The following is a 16,931-nucleotide window of genomic DNA, read 5'->3' as shown; positions in this document are numbered from 1 at the left end:
GGCTCAGGAGAGTTCAATGCTGCGCGTCATCGATACCGAAACCTGCGATCTTCAGGGCGGAATAGTGGAAGTGGCTTCTGTCGACGTGATTGATGGAAAAATAGTCAACCCAATGAGCCATCTGGTACGTCCCGACCGCCCGATCAGCCCGCAGGCAATGGCTATTCATCGCATTACAGAATCGATGGTGGCGGACAAACCGTGGATAGAAGAGGTGATACCCCACTATTACGGTAGCCCGTGGTACGTCGCGCACAACGCCAGTTTTGACCGCCGGGTGCTCCCCGACATGCCCGGAGAATGGATTTGCACGATGAAACTGGCGCGTCGTCTCTGGCCCGGGATTAAGTACAGCAATATGGCGTTGTACAAATCCCGTAAGCTGAGCGTCAGAACGCCGGAGGGTCTGCACCATCACCGCGCCCTGTATGACTGCTACATCACCGCCGCGTTACTCATTGATATTATGAATAACTCCGGCTGGACCCCTGATGATATGGCGACCATTACCGGGCGTCCGGCATTGCTGACTACCTTCACCTTTGGCAAATACCGCGGTCGGGCGGTTTCCGATATTGCGGATAAAGATCCGGGCTATCTGCGCTGGCTCTATAACAACCTCGATAAGATGAGCCCGGAACTGCGTTTAACGCTTAAGCACTATCTTGGCGAAGCTTAACGCTCCGCACGGCCTGGCAGCGTCTCCTGTGCCAGGCCAATTAAAAACGCATACTCCAGTGCCACGCCTTCGTAAGATTTAAATCGTCCCGATTTCCCGCCGTGACCGGAGTCCATATCCGTGCACAGCAGCAGCAGGTTGTCGTCGGTTTTCAATTCCCGCAGTTTCGCCACCCATTTTGCAGGCTCCCAGTATTGCACCTGTGAATCGTGCAATCCGGTGGTCACCAGCATGTGCGGATACGCTTTCGCTTCTACATTGTCGTACGGGCTGTACTCTTTCATGTAGCGATAGTAGATCTCATCCTGCGGGTTGCCCCACTCTTCAAACTCTCCGGTCGTCAGCGGGATGGATTCATCCAGCATGGTCGTTACCACATCGACAAACGGCACCTGCGCAATAATCCCTTTAAAGCGTTCGGGACGCTGATTGATGACGGCCCCCATCAATAATCCTCCCGCGCTGCCGCCCATACCAAAGCAAAGCCCAGGATCGCCATAGCCCTGCTCAATCAACGCATCGCAGACGTCGAGATAATCATTGAAGGTATTTTTCTTTTTCAGGAATTTCCCGTCTTCATACCAGTGCTGACCCAGCTCCCCGCCGCCGCGAACATGCGCAATGGCGAACACAAAACCGCGATCCAGCAGACTTAACCGGCTGCTGCTGAAATCAGCGTCCATGCTTGAGCCGTAGGAGCCGTAGCCGTAAACCAGAATCGGATTCTTACCTTTCTGGAAATACGCCCGATGATAAACAAGCGAGACCGGCACCTCGACGCCATCGCGGGCGGTAACCCACAGGTGCTCGCTTCGGTAGTTGTCGGAATCAAACCCTTTCACTTCGGACTGTTTAAGCACCTGACGTTGCCCGGTGTCCATATCCAGCTCAAAGAGCGTATCGGGCGTGGTCATAGACGAGTAGCCGTAGCGCAGACGCGACGATTCCGGCTCAGGATTAAACCCTATCCACGTAACATAGGCCGGGTCGTCAAACGCAATCCCGATCACTTCCCGCGTTTTGCGGTTAATTTGCCGCAGGCTGGTCAGCCCCCGCTGGCGCTCCTCAACCACCAGCCAGTCGGTGAACAGCGTAAACCCTTCGAGCATTACCTGCTCCCGGGCGGGGATTAATACTTCCCACTTGCGTTCATCGCGTACTTTGGTTTTGTAGAGGCCAAAGTTTTTACCCTCCCGATTAGAGCGCAGGTAAAAGCTGTGCTGGAAGTGATCGAGGCTGTATTCATGATCTTTACGCCGCGGCAGGAAGCACAGCGGCTGCGCATCAGGTAGCTCGGCGTCCAGAAGCAGAACTTCAGAGGTGGTGGCGCTGGCCAGGAAGATAATCACATAGTGGCGGGACGAGGTTTTGTGCAGGCTGACATAAAACGTTTCGTCTTTCTCTTCGTAAACCAGTTCGTCGTCAGCAGAATCCGTCCCAACGGTATGGCGCCACACCTGGTAAGGCAGCAACGTGGAGGCATGCTTTTTGACGTAGTAGACCGTTTCGGAATCATTCGCCCAGACAAAGTCCGGCGAAACGTTATCCAGCATTTCCGGATACCAGTTACCGGTTTCCAGATTGCGAAAACGCAAACCGTACTGACGACGGGAGAGGTAATCCTCCGCCAGCGCCATAATGGTGTTATCGGGGGAGATGGACATGCCGCCGAGGGTATAAAACTCGCTATGGGCGGCGCGCTGGTTGGCATCCAGCAAGATATCCCACTCATCCCATTCGGCGCATAACACCGACTGTCGCTGGTAGATGGGATACTCGTTACCAGGTTCGTAGATATGGCGATATCGATAGCCATTTTTGGTCCATGGCGCGGAAATATCGCGCTGGGGGATACGCTGCACCATTTCATTTAACAGCTGGTCCTGCAACGCCTGCTGGCTGGACATGACCTTGCGGCCATAGTCGTTTTCCTCGTGCAGGTAGTCGAGCACTTCTGGCCGGGAACGGGAGTCGTCCCGCAGCCAGTAATAGTTATCTATACGCGTATCGCCATGCGTGGTGATCGCATACGGAGTACGTCGGGCTTTCGGTGGCATGTCATCATTCTTTTGAGTTTTACACCCTATAAGGTTGGCAAAACCCACGCATGATGCAAGCGAAACATGGCTGCGACGGTGGCAGTTAGCCCTGTAACGCCCGTTTTTGCTCCTGAATATCCTTCTCGATCCCGTCCCGGACATCTTGTGGGATCTTCAGGGCATCACCCAGCGCATTGAGATAGCTGCGCTCCATAAAGTGATCGATATCGATGGCGGCACAGCTCAGAAAATAGAGCTCAAGCGCCTCTTCCTCATTTTTCACGCTTTGCGCCAGACGCTGCGGTTCGAGTGGCTGTTCGATGGCCTGCGCCACCAGCGCTCTGCCCTTTTCTTCGACACCGGCTTCGCGCAGTTGCTGCTCAATCGCCGATCGTTCCTGGTCATCAATGTGCCCGTCGCTTTTCGCCGCGAACACCAGCGCCAGGATGAGCCGTTCGGTACGCAGATCCAGCGGCGAGGTCTGCTCACCAAAGTGGGGTTCGTCGCTGTGCGCGGTCCGCACTCTGTCCTTGTATTTGTTCCACAGTACGGTACCCGCAATAGCGCCGCCGCCCGCCAGCAGCGCGCCGGTACCATACTTTGCCAGTAACTTACGCGAGGATTTATTGGCAACCAGCAGTCCAGCCAGCCCGCCAAGCGCCCCCGGTACCAGGAGTTTGCTCAGCCCCTGCTCGCCGGATGACGACGTTTTCTGTCCCAACATGGATTGCAATTGATTTAGCCAGCCTGACATGGTTTCCCTCACTTAACGGTAAATATGTCTCCCAGCGTAAGCGAGCAGGCGTCAGGAAATGTCTGCCACGGCTAAAGAAGCGCAAATTTCTTAACCGCTCTCGGGCCCTGAACAAGACAGACGCAAACGTTTACGTTTATAATGCGCGCAACTTTTTCAGGGGGATTGTTATGACTCGTTTAGGAACCGCGCTGCGACCTGCGGCGACGCGTGTGATGCTGTTAGGATCGGGCGAACTGGGTAAAGAGGTCGCCATTGAGTGCCAGCGTTTGGGCGTGGAAGTCATTGCAGTGGATCGTTACGTTGACGCACCTGCCATGCATGTCGCCCACCGTTCTTATGTGATCAATATGCTGGATGGCGATGCCCTGCGTACGCTGATTACGCAGGAGAAACCGGATTTCGTGGTACCTGAAATTGAAGCCATTGCCACCGATACGCTGATCGCCCTTGAGCAGGAAGGCCAGCGCGTGGTGCCCTGCGCAAAAGCGGCCAAACTGACCATGAACCGCGAAGGCATTCGTCGTCTGGCGGCTGAAGAGCTGGCCTTACCTACCTCAGGCTACCGTTTTGCAGGCGATAAAGCCGCTTTCCTGCAGGCTGTCGACGAAATTGGCTACCCGTGCATCATTAAGCCCGTCATGAGTTCCTCCGGTAAAGGACAGAGCTTTATCCGCGACAGCAGCACTCTGGATAAGGCGTGGGAGTATGCCCAGCAGGGAGGACGTGCCGGTGCCGGTCGCGTGATTATCGAAGGCGTCGTAAAGTTTGATTTCGAAATCACGCTGCTGACGGTCAGCGCCGTTGATGGCGTCCATTTCTGCGATCCGATTGGCCACCGCCAGGAAGATGGCGACTATCGTGAATCCTGGCAGCCGCAGCAGATGAGCGACCTGGCGCTGGCACGTGCGCAGGAAATTGCCCGTAAAGTGGTTCTGGCGCTGGGCGGTTACGGATTGTTTGGCGTGGAACTGTTTGTCTGCGGCGACGAGGTAATTTTCAGTGAAGTCTCCCCTCGCCCGCACGATACCGGGATGGTCACGCTGATTTCGCAGGACCTTTCTGAATTCGCCCTGCATGTGCGCGCCTTCCTCGGCCTGCCCGTTGGCGGCATTCGTCAGTACGGCCCGGCGGCTTCGGCGGTGATCCTGCCGCAATTAACCAGCCAGAACGTCACCTTTGATAACGTCGAAGGGGCTATGGGTGCAGGCTTGCAGGTTCGTCTGTTCGGGAAACCGGAGATTGACGGCACGCGCCGCCTTGGCGTGGCGCTAGCGACCGGTGAAAACGTGGATGAGGCTGTGGCAAGAGCCAAAACAGCCGCCGCGAACGTGAAGGTTGCAGGATAAAAAAACGGGCCAGCAGGCCCGTTTTTCATACTGTCTTCGCTTACTGCTTCGCGCCTTCAACCGCTTCGCGAGCCAGTTTAGTGATGCGATCCCAGTCGCCTGCTTCCAGCGCATCCCCAGGAACCAGCCATGAACCGCCGATGCACAGGACACTTTTCAGCGCCAGGTAGTCACGGTAGTTTGCCGGAGAGATACCGCCCGTCGGGCAGAAGCGAACCTGAGAGAATGGACCCGCAATAGCCTGCAGCGCTTTGGTGCCGCCGTTAGCTTCAGCCGGGAAGAATTTGAACTCTTTCAGGCCGTAATCCATACCCATCATCAGTTCAGATACGGTGCTGATACCCGGGATCAGAGGGATCGTGCCTTCGGTTGCAGCTTTCAGCAGCGGCTCGGTCAGGCCAGGGCTGATAGCAAACTGCGCGCCCGCTTCGGTCACGTCAGCCAGCTGCTGTGCGTTCAGTACGGTACCCGCACCGATGATCGCGTCCGGCACTTCTTTGGCGATAGCGCGAATAGCGTCCATCGCGCAGGCGGTACGCAGGGTCACTTCCAGAACACGAACACCACCCGCAACCAGGGCTTTCGCCATCGGGACAGCATGTTCCAGCTTATTCACCACGATTACCGGCACGACAGGGCCAGTGGTCAGGATTGCTTCTGCACTTGTTTTCCAGTTTTTCATCAGAGTTTTCTCTCGCCAGATCGATAAAATCAAGTCGTCTTAAAACGTAATACAGGTTGCGCCCTGCTCCGCACCGGAGAGTTTCTCACGCAGCGCGCCAAACATTTCGCGTCCGGTTCCCACGCGCGATGCGCTCAGGTCAGGAATATGTGGCTTACGTGCCGCCAGTTCAGCGTCATCCACCAGCAGGGTTAACTCACCTGTCTGACCGTTGACGCGGATCATGTCTCCATCACGAACTTTCGCCAGCAAACCGCCGTCGTAAGCTTCCGGGGTCACGTGGATGGCAGAAGGCACTTTACCTGATGCGCCAGAGAGGCGTCCATCGGTCACTAACGCAATTTTGAAACGGCGGTCCAATAATACACCAAGTGGCGGCATAAGTTTATGTAATTCTGGCATCCCGTTCGCTTTTGGCCCCTGATGGCGCACCACAACGACGCAATCTTTGTCGAGCAGACCGGCATCAAACGCAGGCAAAACGTCATGCTGGCTTTCAAACACCACGGCCGGCGCTTCGATAATCTGGTTCTCTTCCGGTACGGCGGAGGTTTTCATCACCGCACGCCCCAGGTTACCGCTGAGCACTTTGGTGCCGCCGTGACGAGAAAACGGTTGTTCAAAGGTGGCAATAACCTGTGCGTCAAGCGAGGCGGTGGCGCCTTCACGCCAGTCAAGCTCACCATTATTGAGCCACGGCTCATGGGTATAACGCTGCAGACCAAAGCCCGCCACGGTGTTCACATCTTCATGCAGCAGACCGCCTTTCAGCAGCTCGCGCATCAGCACCGGCACGCCACCGGCAGCCTGGAAGTGGTTGATGTCAGCCGGGCCGTTCGGGTACAGGCGCGCCATCAGTGGCACCACAGACGAGATATCCGAGAAATCATCCCAGTTAATCAGGATGCCCGCCGCGCGCGCCATCGCCACCAGATGCATGGTGTGGTTGGTTGAGCCGCCGGTTGCCAGCAGCGCAACGATACCGTTGACGATCACTTTCTCGTCGACCATTTTACCCAGCGGCATCCACGCGTTGCCGTTACCGGTCAGACGCGTTACCTGGCGGGCAGCTGCTTCAGTCAGGGCCTTACGCAGTGGCGCATCCGGCTGAATGAAAGAGGACCCAGGAAGCTGCATCCCCATAAATTCCACCACCATCTGGTTGGTGTTGGCCGTACCGTAGAAAGTACAGGTGCCCGGCGCATGGTAGGAGGCGGCTTCCGCTTCCAGCAGTGCCTGACGGTCTGCTTTACCTTCCGCATACAGCTGACGGATACGCACTTTTTCTTTGTTTGGCAGACCGCTTGCCATCGGACCTGATGGCACGAAGATCGCAGGCAGATGACCAAACGACAGCGCTGCCATGGCCAGCCCCGGGACGATTTTATCGCACACGCCGAGGTACAGCGCGCCATCAAACATATTGTGAGACAGGCCCACTGCGGCCGACATCGCAATCACTTCGCGGCTCAGCAGAGAGAGCTCCATCCCATCCTGACCCTGCGTCACGCCATCGCACATGGCCGGCACGCCGCCCGCGACCTGGCCTACCGCATTGACGCTGTGCAGCGCTTTACGGATGATCTCCGGATACACTTCGTACGGCTGATGCGCAGAAAGCATGTCGTTGTAGGAGGTAATGATGGCGATATTGTTACGCAGCATGCTTTTCAGCGAGGCTTTATCGTCGGGCTGGCAGGCGGCGAAACCGTGCGCCAGGTTACCGCAGGCGAGTTGTGAGCGATGAACGGTATTACTTTTGGCCTGTTCAATCCGGGCGAGGTAGGCAGAACGGGTCTCTTTCGAGCGCTCAATAATGCGTTGTGTTACGCGTAACAATGTCGGATTCATAAAAGCTCCTCTAATTTATCTGTCCGGGCTCGGGAGTTTACAAAGTCGCTGGCGATTATTAACAACGCTGAAACGCTTGCTGTCCGGAGCTCAGGGGCAAAATCACTTCCGGCAGTGTAATAAAAAAAGCTCCGCGGGTGAATCCACGCGGAGCTTAAAAGTTTATAAATTGTGCCACGAGCTGTGTTAGATCATGTTACCGGTAAAATAACACCTAAGAGGCAGCTGATTATTTTACTCAAACTCATTCCAGGAGCGTCCATCACGGGTGATCATCGCGACGGACGCGACAGGCCCCCAGGTGCCCGCCTGATACGGTTTCGGCGCATCCTGATCCGCAGCCCAGGCTTCGGTGATGGAGTCGACCCATTTCCACGCCTCTTCCACTTCATCACGACGCACGAACAGCGCCTGGATACCGCGCATGGTTTCCAGCAGCAGACGCTCGTAAGCATCGGCAAGGTGCGTCTGATTGAACGTTTCGGAGTAGCTCAGGTCCAGCTTGGTGGTCTGCAGGTTATGTTTGTGATCCAGGCCCGGCACTTTGTTCAGGATCTGGATGTCCACCCCTTCGTCTGGCTGCAGACGAATGGTCAGTTTGTTCTGTGGCAGCTCCTGCCAGGACTCTTTGAACAGGTTGAGTTCAGGGTTTTTGAAGTAAACGACCACTTCAGAGCATTTGGTCGGCAGACGTTTACCGGTACGCAGGTAGAACGGAACCCCCGCCCAGCGCCAGTCATCGATATCCACGCGGATCGCCACAAACGTCTCGGTATTGCTCGCCTTGTTGGCACCCTCTTCTTCCAGGTAGCCCGGCACTTTTTTACCCTGAGCAAACCCTGCGGTGTACTGGCCGCGTACCGTTTTCTCACGCACGTTTGAGCGATCGATGCGACGCAGCGACTTCAGCACTTTCACTTTAGCATCACGGATGCTGTCCGCCGTCAGGTCAGACGGTGGAGACATGGCAATCATGCAAAGGATTTGCAGCAGGTGGTTCTGGATCATGTCGCGCATCTGACCGGCCTGGTCAAAGTAACCCCAGCGGCCTTCAATCCCCACCTCTTCGGCCACGGTGATTTCCACATGGTCGATGGTACGGTTGTCCCAGTTATTCACAAACAGGGAGTTGGCAAAACGCAGCGCCAGCAGGTTCAGTACCGTCTCTTTACCGAGATAGTGGTCGATACGGTAGACCTGGCACTCTTCGAAGTACTCGCCGACCTGGTCGTTAATTTCGCGTGAGGTTGAAAGAGAGGTCCCCAGCGGTTTCTCCATCACCACGCGTGCCGGTTTAGCGTTCAGCTTCGCTTCGCCCAGGCCTTTGCAGATTGCACCGAAAGTGCTTGGCGGCATGGCGAAGTAGTTAATGGTGACACGGTTTTTCTGATCCAGCATCGCGCCTAAACGGTTAAACGCGCTGACGTCGTTCACGTCCAGGTTACAGAAATCAAGACGACCGCTGAGGGTATCCCACAAACTTTCATCAATCTTTTCCTTCATGAAAGTTTCGAGCGCCTCGCGTACGACCTTGGTATAAGCTTCCTTGTCCCAGTCGGCGCGCCCAACGCCCAGGATACGCGTATCCGGATGAATTTGGCCCGCTTTCTCCAGTTGATACAGGGAAGGCAGCAATTTCCGGCGTGCAAGATCGCCTTTCGCGCCGAAAATGACCAGGTCACATGCCTGGGCTGTTTGCGTTACCGCCATGTCATTCTCCTCAGTTGGATCACCTGGTACTTCTGCCAGGTATCGTTGTAATTTTATTACGTTGCACTGTACTGCTTTTACGTCATTCCCGAAACCATTAGCGCTTAACCTCGCGTGCGATACCGCGATTTTTTCGCCGTCAGACGCGTGTGGTGGCGGAATCACGCAAAAAGCGTTGATTCTTTGAACTACAGGGTCATAACAAAACCCGACACCGATCAAGTAATGAAAAAAAACAACAACATTATCTTGTCGACTGTTACCCTTTATGGAAGCCACAGGGGTAATATCGGCTAAATCGAATCATGATTTCATGTATTAATGAAATCGTTTCCACCCATGAGCGCCCTGTTAACAATGAACATGCTGGAAAAAATCCAGTTCCAACTGGAACACCTTAGCAAATCCGAGCGAAAAGTGGCCGAAGTCATTCTTGCTGCTCCTGCTCAGGCGATTCATTCAAGCATCGCCGCTCTGGCGCAGGAGGCAGGCGTCAGCGAACCGACGGTTAACCGCTTCTGCCGTAGCCTTGAAACGCGCGGCTTTCCTGATTTTAAACTGCATCTTGCACAAAGTCTGGCAAACGGCACGCCTTATGTTAATCGCAATGTGGATGAAGACGACAGTGTTGATGCCTATACGGCAAAAATATTTGAGTCGGCCATGGCTACGCTGGACCACGTTCGCCAGTCCCTGGATATGAATTCCGTGAACCGCGCGGTGGATTTACTGACCCAGGCCAAGCGCATTGCGTTCTTTGGCCTCGGCTCGTCGGCGGCCGTGGCGCATGACGCCATGAATAAATTCTTCCGCTTTAACGTCCCGGTCATTTATTCCGATGACATTGTCCTGCAACGCATGAGCTGTATGAATTGCAGTGAAGATGATGTCGTGGTACTCATTTCGCACACTGGGCGCACCAAAAGCCAGGTGGAGCTGGCGCAACTGGCGCGTGAAAACGATGCCATGGTTATTGCCCTCACGACGGCGGGCACGCCGCTGGCAAGAGAAGCGACGCTCGCCATCACCCTTGATGTCCCGGAAGACACCGACATGTATATGCCGATGGTCTCCCGTCTGGCGCAGCTCACGGTGATTGACGTGCTGGCAACCGGTTTCACCCTGCGCCGTGGCGCAAAATTCAGAGATAACTTGAAGCGTGTCAAGGAAGCGCTTAAGGAATCGCGTTTTGATAAAGAATTGCTTATGAAAAGCGATGTTCCCTAAATAGTTTAATAACTACGATGTAACGATTTACGGCATTCGGTCCTCTCTCTGTTGCCTTGCAGCAGATGAAGGCCGATTTAATGTTCACGCAACACCAAAGTTGTTTCAGTCAACGGAGTATTACATGTCCAGAAGGCTTCGCAGAACCAAGATCGTAACCACCTTAGGCCCGGCCACTGACCGCGATAACAATCTCGAGAAAATTATCGCCGCGGGTGCCAACGTGGTGCGTATGAACTTCTCTCACGGTACGCCAGAAGACCATAAATTACGTGCCGACAAAGTGCGTGAAATTGCGGCCAAACTTGGCCGTCATGTTGCTATCCTCGGGGACCTGCAGGGTCCAAAAATTCGTGTTTCAACCTTCAAAGAAGGTAAAGTCTTCCTCAATATCGGCGACAAATTCCTGCTTGATGCCAACCTGGGTAAAGGCGAAGGCGATAAAGAAAAAGTTGGGATCGACTATAAAGGTCTGCCGGCTGATGTTGTGCCTGGCGATATCCTGCTGCTCGACGACGGTCGCGTTCAGCTGAAAGTGCTGGAAGTTCAGGGGATGAAGGTATTCACCGAAGTCACCGTCGGGGGCCCGCTCTCAAACAACAAAGGCATTAACAAACTCGGCGGTGGCCTCTCAGCCGAAGCGCTGACCGATAAAGACAAAGCGGATATCGTGACCGCTGCGCTGATTGGCGTTGACTACCTGGCCGTCTCCTTCCCGCGCTGTGGCGAAGACCTGAACTACGCGCGCCGTCTGGCACGTGATGCGGGCTGTGATGCCAAAATCGTTGCTAAAGTGGAACGTGCGGAAGCCGTTTGCGATCAGGACGCGATGGATGACGTGATTCTGGCCTCTGACGTGGTGATGGTTGCCCGTGGCGATCTGGGCGTGGAAATTGGCGACCCTGAGCTGGTGGGGATCCAGAAAGCACTGATCCGCCGTGCACGTCAGCTTAACCGTGCCGTGATCACCGCAACCCAGATGATGGAATCCATGATCACCAACCCAATGCCGACCCGTGCAGAGGTGATGGACGTGGCTAACGCCGTGCTGGACGGTACCGATGCCGTAATGCTTTCTGCAGAAACCGCAGCCGGCCAGTATCCTGCTGAAACCGTAGCCGCGATGGCACGCGTTTGCCTGGGTGCTGAAAAGATCCCAAGCATCAACGTCTCTAAACACCGTCTTGACGTGCAGTTCGACAACGTGGAAGAAGCGATTGCGATGTCTGCCATGTACGCCGCTAACCACCTGAAAGGCGTAACGGCGATTATCACCATGACCGAATCTGGCCGTACCGCGCTGATGACCTCCCGTATCAGCTCCGGTCTGCCCATCTTCGCCATGTCTCGCCACGAGCGTACGCTGAACCTGACGGCGCTGTATCGCGGTGTCACGCCGGTTCACTTCGACAGCACCAACGACGGTGTCGCGGCTGCCCACGACGCCGTGAACCTGCTGCGTGACAAAGGCTATCTGGTCTCCGGTGATATCGTGATTGTGACTCAGGGTGACGTGATGAGCACCATCGGCTCGACCAATACCACTCGCGTATTGACCGTCGAGTAAGCACGCCCCTGTTAAAAAGCCCGCTCTTTTCGGAGCGGGCTTTTTTTATTTCTGCTTATTTCTTCGGGAAAAGCTCTTTGCGTTTGTATGGCTCTGTTTCACCGGGCTTACGCGTTTTGAGCAACTTCAGTATCCACGTGTATTGCTCAGCATGCGGTCCCACCAGAATCTCGACCTCTTCGTTCATTCGACGCGCAATGGTGTGATCGTCCGCCGTCAGTAAATCATCCATCGGTGGACGCACTTCAATGCTCAGGCGATGAGTTTTCCCGTCGTATACCGGAAACAGCGGAATGACGCGCGCACGGCAGACTTTCATCAGGCGGCCAATCGCCGGCAACGTGGCTTTATACGTCGCGAAGAAATCCACAAACTCACTGTGCTCGGGGCCGTGGTCCTGATCCGGCAGATAGTAACCCCAGTAGCCCTGACGCACGGACTGTATAAACGGTTTGATGCCATCATTACGCGCATGCAGACGGCCACCAAAACGGCGACGCACGGTGTTCCAGACGTAATCAAAGATCTTATTGCCCTGGTTATGGAACATTGCCGCCATTTTCTGCCCCTGTGACGCCATCAGCATCGCAGGAATATCCACGCCCCAGCCGTGAGGAACGAGGAAGATCACCTTCTCGTTGTTGCGGCGCATCTCTTCGATAATTTCCAGCCCTTTCCAGTCAACACGCGTCTGAACTTTCTCCGGCCCTTTGAGCGCCAGTTCGGCCATCATTGCCATGGCCTGAGGCGCGGTCGTATACATGTCGTCAATCAGCGCTTCGCGCTCGGCGTCACTCTTCTCCGGGAAACAGTACAGGAGGTTAATCTGCGCACGGCGACGGGCACTTTTACCAAACCGGCCCGCCAGGCGGCCTATTTTTCCCAGTACCGGATCGCGAACCGAGGCAGGTAACATCGCAACCCCCGCAAATGCGTAAACGCCAAGCCAGGCACTCCAGTTGCGCGGGTGGCGAAAAGATTTTTCAAACTCAGGAATGTACTCAATATTGTTTTTTTGGGTTTCCATGCTGGTTCCAGGGTCTGGTGACGCAAAATTTCATTCAGATAGTGTAGCGAGGCAGCCGCTCGCGCACAAAACAAAAAGCCGGCACATACTGAGGCCGGCTTTTTCACAAAACAGAGGGCTTAATCAAAGCGCAGCTGCGGAATCACCTCTTTCACCTGCGCCAGGTAATCGGAACGATCTTTACCTGTCAGGCCTTCGGTACGCGGCAGTTTCGCCGTAAGCGGGTTCACTGCCTGTTGGTTAATCCACACCTCATAGTGCAAATGCGGCCCGGTAGAGCGCCCGGTATTCCCGGAGAGCGCGATACGGTCGCCACGTTTCACTTTCTGGCCCGGCTTAACCAGCAGCTTACGCAGGTGCATATAGCGGGTGGTGTAGGTACGACCATGACGCACCGCGACATAATACCCGGCTGCACCGCTGCGTTTCGCAATCACCACTTCGCCATCACCCACAGCCAGCACAGGTGTCCCCTGCGGCATGGCAAAGTCAACGCCACGGTGCGGCGCAACACGCCCGGTTACCGGGTTCAAACGGCGCGGGTTAAAGTTGGATGAGACACGGAATTGTTTAGCCGTCGGGAAGCGCAGGAAGCCCTTCGCAAGCCCGGTACCGCTGCGGTCGTAGAACTTACCGTCTTCGGCACGAATGGCGTAGTAATCTTTGCCATCAGAGCGCAGACGCACACCCACCAGCTGGCTCTGCTCACGCTTGCCGTCAAGCATTTCACGGGACATGAGAACGGAGAATTCATCGCCTTTCTTCAGTTTGCGGAAGTCCATTTGCCACTGCATGGCTTTGATTACCGAGCTGATCTCGGCGCTGGTCAGCCCCGCATCGCGCGCGCTGGAGACAAAGCTTGCGCCTACGGTCCCTTTCATCACGCTGTTCACCCAGTCGCCTTTCTGCATTTCACTGGTCATTTTGAAACCGTTTGCAGTGCGATCGTAGGTGCGGGTTTCGCGACGGGACATTTCCCAGGTCAGGCGTTGCAGATCGCCATCAGCGGTTAACGTCCAGGAGAGCTGTTGACCAATTTTCAGATTACGAAGATCTTTATCAGCCGCCGCCAGCTGGCTGATGTTTCCCATGTCGATACCGTACTGGTTCAGAACGCTGCTTAACGTATCACCCGTCGAAACGACATATTCGTGGATCCCCGCTTCATTCTCGGTTTTATCGTCCAGCTCATCCTGCGGGATGGCTTCATCTTCCTGAGCCGCCTGGTCGATAGGTTCACTGGCCTCAGGGAGGAGAGAGCGGATCTCGCTCTTCTCAAGCTCGATGGTTTTGATGATTGGGGCAGAACTCGGATGGTAAACATAGGGCCGCCAGACGGCGACCGCTAACGTGAGAACTGTAAGAGACCCCAGCATAACGCGATGGGGTCGAGGCAGATTGTTAAATGCCAGGGCGACAGAGCGGGCTATCTGTTGCACGTATTCACTTCCTCGTTAATCTCCTTTCAGGCAGCTCGCATACTGGTTCGCCAGTTGGCTGAGAAACTGCGAATAGCTCGCTTTGCTCAACTGGATATTCGTTCCTAGCGGGTCAAGGGTTCCCATGCGCACGGATGTTCCCCTGGCCACGGCTTCTACGACCGCTGGCCTGAACTGTGGCTCAGCAAAAACGCATGTCGCTTTCTGCTCAACCAACTGTGTTCTGATTTCATGTAAACGCTGCGCACCAGGTTGAATTTCAGGGTTGACGGTAAAGTGCCCCAGCGGGGTCAGGCCGTAGTGTTTCTCGTAATAGCCATAGGCGTCATGAAAAACGAAATACCCTTTTCCTTTCAACGGTGCGAGCTCATTACCCACCTGCTTATCGGTTGCGGCTAATTGTGCCTCAAAATCCGTCAGGTTGGCGTCTAGTTTGGCTCGACTTTGCGGCATAAGTTCCACTAATTTGTCATGGATTGCAACCGCCGAAAGCCGCGCTATCTCTGGGGATAGCCAAAGGTGCATGTTGTACTCGCCGTGATGGTGATCCCCATCACCTTTTTCGCCGTCGGCGTGTCCGGCATCATGTTCATCACCGTCGTCGTCAGCCCCTTTCATGAGCAACGGTTTCACGCCCGGGAGTTCGGCAATGGCGACCTGTTTTTCGCCCGGCACCTGTTTTGCCGACTTCTGCATAAACGCTTCCATCTCTGGACCAATCCAGACAACTAAGTCCGCGTTTTGTAAGCGTTTTACATCGGATGGACGCAGGGAATAATCATGCTCGGAAGCCCCATCAGGGAGCAGAACCTGGGTGTCAGTAACCCCATCTGCAATCGCGGAAGCAATGAAACCGAGCGGTTTAAGCGAAGCGACAACAGCAGCGTTAACATCTTGTGCTGTTGAACCCCAAAGGGCAGCGGATAATGCTGCGAAAAGAAGCGTATTTTTATGTAACATAATGCGACTAATCATCGTAATGAATGCGTGGGATGTGATATTATAACATTCGTTGACTTCTGCAAGCTTAAATTGACATGACAACTTTGGTTTCTCTCGACAATATTTCGGTCTCATTTGGCCAACGCCGCGTCCTCTCTGACGTGTCGCTGGATCTGAAACCCGGCAAAATTCTGACGCTGCTCGGCCCCAATGGCGCAGGGAAATCCACCCTGGTGCGCGTGGTGCTGGGTCTGGTAACACCTGACGAAGGGATTATCCGCCGTGAGGAAAAATTACGCATCGGCTATGTGCCGCAAAAACTCCACCTCGACGCCACGCTGCCGCTGACGGTTAGCCGCTTCCTGCGTCTGCGCCCCGGGACACATAAAGCCGATATTCTTCCGGCGCTGAAACGCGTGCAGGCAGGCCATCTGATTGATGCCCCGCTGCAGAAACTGTCCGGGGGTGAAACCCAGCGCGTATTGCTTGCCCGCGCCCTGTTGAGCAGCCCACAGCTTCTGGTGCTGGATGAGCCGACGCAGGGTGTGGACGTCAATGGTCAGGTCGCACTTTATGATTTAATCGACCAGCTACGCCGCGAACTCAACTGTGCGGTGCTGATGGTTTCCCACGATCTCCATCTGGTGATGGCCAAGACCGACGAAGTGCTGTGCCTTAACCATCACATCTGCTGTTCCGGCACGCCGGAAGTGGTGTCAATGCACCCTGAATTCATCTCCATGTTCGGCCCTCGCGGCGCTGAGCAGCTGGGAATTTATCGCCATCATCACAATCACCGCCATGATTTACAGGGACGAATTGTCCTGCGCCGGGGAAATGGACACTCATGATTGAACTGTTACTGCCCGGCTGGCTGGCCGGGATTATGCTTGCCTGCGCCGCGGGCCCGCTGGGCTCGTTTGTGGTGTGGCGCAGAATGTCCTATTTTGGCGATACGCTGGCACACGCGTCTCTGCTGGGCGTTGCCTTTGGCCTGTTACTGGACGTGAATCCCTTCTACGCGGTGATTGTGGTCACGCTGCTGCTGGCCGCAGGGCTGGTATGGCTGGAAAAGCGCCCTCACCTCGCCATCGATACGCTGCTTGGTATTATGGCCCACAGCGCCCTGTCGCTGGGTCTGGTGGTCGTGAGCCTGATGTCGAACATTCGTGTTGATCTGATGGCCTACCTGTTCGGTGACCTGCTGGCCGTGACGCCTGAAGATCTGATCTCCATCGCCGCTGGTGTGGTGGTCGTGCTGGGTATACTGCTCTGGCAGTGGCGTAATTTGCTGGCGATGACCGTCAGCCCGGATCTGGCGTTTGTCGACGGCGTGAAGCTGCAGCGCGTGAAGCTGTTGCTGATGCTGGTGACGGCGTTAACGATTGGTGTGGCGATGAAATTCGTCGGCGCGCTGATCATCACTTCCCTGCTGATTATCCCCGCGGCCACTGCGCGTCGTTTTGCCCGTACGCCGGAGCAAATGGCCGGTGTCGCGGTTATCATCGGGATGATTGCGGTAACGGGAGGGTTAACCTTCTCGGCGTTCTACGATACCCCTGCCGGCCCGTCTGTGGTGCTGTGTGCGGCGCTGCTGTTTATCTTCAGTATGATGAAGAAGCCTGCAAGCTGATCGCCTCTCCCCTCTCCCACCCGGGAGAGGGG

The 16,931-nt window shown here is 55.3% G+C and carries 14 protein-coding genes; 6 read left to right on the top strand and 8 right to left on the bottom strand.

The genetic code is table 11. The features are described from left to right. The first annotated feature begins 16 nt into the window (after nucleotides 1-16). Nucleotides 17-679, top strand: coding sequence for an exodeoxyribonuclease X (gene exoX / locus AM410_RS16815; protein ID WP_014170626.1), 663 nt, complete (start codon nucleotides 17-19; stop codon nucleotides 677-679). Here exoX and ptrB read toward each other — a convergent pair. Further along, nucleotides 676-2,736, bottom strand: coding sequence for an oligopeptidase B (gene ptrB, locus AM410_RS16810; RefSeq protein ID WP_108648151.1), 2,061 nt, complete (start codon nucleotides 2,734-2,736; stop codon nucleotides 676-678). The genes exoX and ptrB overlap by 4 nt on opposite strands. A gap of 85 nt (nucleotides 2,737-2,821) precedes the next feature. Next, nucleotides 2,822-3,472, bottom strand: a complete 651-nt coding sequence (locus AM410_RS16805) for a tellurite resistance TerB family protein (RefSeq protein WP_014170628.1) — start codon at nucleotides 3,470-3,472, stop codon at nucleotides 2,822-2,824. Nucleotides 3,473-3,642: 170 nt separating this feature from the next. Between AM410_RS16805 and purT the strand changes: the two genes are divergently transcribed. Next, the gene (gene purT, locus AM410_RS16800) at nucleotides 3,643-4,821 is read left to right on the top strand and encodes a formate-dependent phosphoribosylglycinamide formyltransferase (RefSeq protein WP_108648150.1); all 1,179 of its coding nucleotides are present in this window, start codon (nucleotides 3,643-3,645) and stop codon (nucleotides 4,819-4,821) included. Between the two features lie 40 nt (nucleotides 4,822-4,861). Here the strand turns inward: purT and kdgA are convergent, their stop codons facing one another. The 3 genes from kdgA to zwf form a co-directional block, all read right to left on the bottom strand. Beyond that, nucleotides 4,862-5,503, bottom strand: a complete 642-nt coding sequence (kdgA, locus tag AM410_RS16795; RefSeq protein ID WP_108648149.1) for a bifunctional 4-hydroxy-2-oxoglutarate aldolase/2-dehydro-3-deoxy-phosphogluconate aldolase — start codon at nucleotides 5,501-5,503, stop codon at nucleotides 4,862-4,864. A 39-nt stretch (nucleotides 5,504-5,542) separates the two neighbouring features. Then, a complete protein-coding gene (edd, locus tag AM410_RS16790; RefSeq protein ID WP_014170631.1) occupies nucleotides 5,543-7,354 on the bottom strand; it encodes a phosphogluconate dehydratase in 1,812 nt (603 codons plus the stop codon). Between the two features lie 234 nt (nucleotides 7,355-7,588). Continuing rightward, nucleotides 7,589-9,064, bottom strand: a complete 1,476-nt coding sequence (gene zwf, locus AM410_RS16785; protein WP_020883401.1) for a glucose-6-phosphate dehydrogenase — start codon at nucleotides 9,062-9,064, stop codon at nucleotides 7,589-7,591. Between the two features lie 357 nt (nucleotides 9,065-9,421). Here zwf and AM410_RS16780 point away from each other — a divergent pair, with 357 nt between their 5' ends. Then, entirely contained in the window at nucleotides 9,422-10,291 is an 870-nt protein-coding gene (locus AM410_RS16780; protein ID WP_025203851.1) for a MurR/RpiR family transcriptional regulator, read from the top strand. 124 nt (nucleotides 10,292-10,415) lie between these two features. Next, complete coding sequence (gene pyk / locus AM410_RS16775) at nucleotides 10,416-11,858, top strand: pyruvate kinase (protein ID WP_020883399.1); 1,443 nt, start codon at nucleotides 10,416-10,418, stop codon at nucleotides 11,856-11,858. Nucleotides 11,859-11,913: 55 nt separating this feature from the next. On the opposite strand, the gene lpxM is transcribed toward pyk, so the two are convergent. The 3 genes from lpxM to znuA all read right to left on the bottom strand — a co-directional run bounded on the left by lpxM (nucleotide 11,914) and on the right by znuA (nucleotide 15,284). Then, entirely contained in the window at nucleotides 11,914-12,885 is a 972-nt protein-coding gene (lpxM, locus tag AM410_RS16770; RefSeq protein ID WP_079230847.1) for a lauroyl-Kdo(2)-lipid IV(A) myristoyltransferase, read from the bottom strand. Nucleotides 12,886-13,004: 119 nt separating this feature from the next. Next, nucleotides 13,005-14,324, bottom strand: coding sequence for a murein DD-endopeptidase MepM (mepM, locus tag AM410_RS16765; RefSeq protein WP_014170636.1), 1,320 nt, complete (start codon nucleotides 14,322-14,324; stop codon nucleotides 13,005-13,007). Between the two features lie 15 nt (nucleotides 14,325-14,339). Continuing rightward, nucleotides 14,340-15,284 (bottom strand): zinc ABC transporter substrate-binding protein ZnuA, encoded by a 945-nt coding sequence (gene znuA / locus AM410_RS16760; protein ID WP_050737179.1) that lies wholly within the window; start codon nucleotides 15,282-15,284, stop codon nucleotides 14,340-14,342. Between the two features lie 77 nt (nucleotides 15,285-15,361). Between znuA and znuC the strand changes: the two genes are divergently transcribed. Beyond that, nucleotides 15,362-16,117: a zinc ABC transporter ATP-binding protein ZnuC gene (znuC, locus tag AM410_RS16755; protein ID WP_020883396.1), complete on the top strand. Its 756-nt coding sequence runs from the start codon at nucleotides 15,362-15,364 to the stop codon at nucleotides 16,115-16,117. Beyond that, nucleotides 16,114-16,899, top strand: coding sequence for a zinc ABC transporter permease subunit ZnuB (znuB, locus tag AM410_RS16750; RefSeq protein ID WP_014170639.1), 786 nt, complete (start codon nucleotides 16,114-16,116; stop codon nucleotides 16,897-16,899). The genes znuC and znuB overlap by 4 nt, the downstream gene beginning before the upstream one ends. Nucleotides 16,900-16,931: the final 32 nt, after the last annotated feature.

The organism is Enterobacter cloacae complex sp. FDA-CDC-AR_0164, from assembly GCF_003071645.1.
Classification (GTDB): domain Bacteria; phylum Pseudomonadota; class Gammaproteobacteria; order Enterobacterales; family Enterobacteriaceae; genus Enterobacter; species Enterobacter ludwigii.
This window is presented reverse-complemented; position numbering and strand designations above follow the sequence as displayed.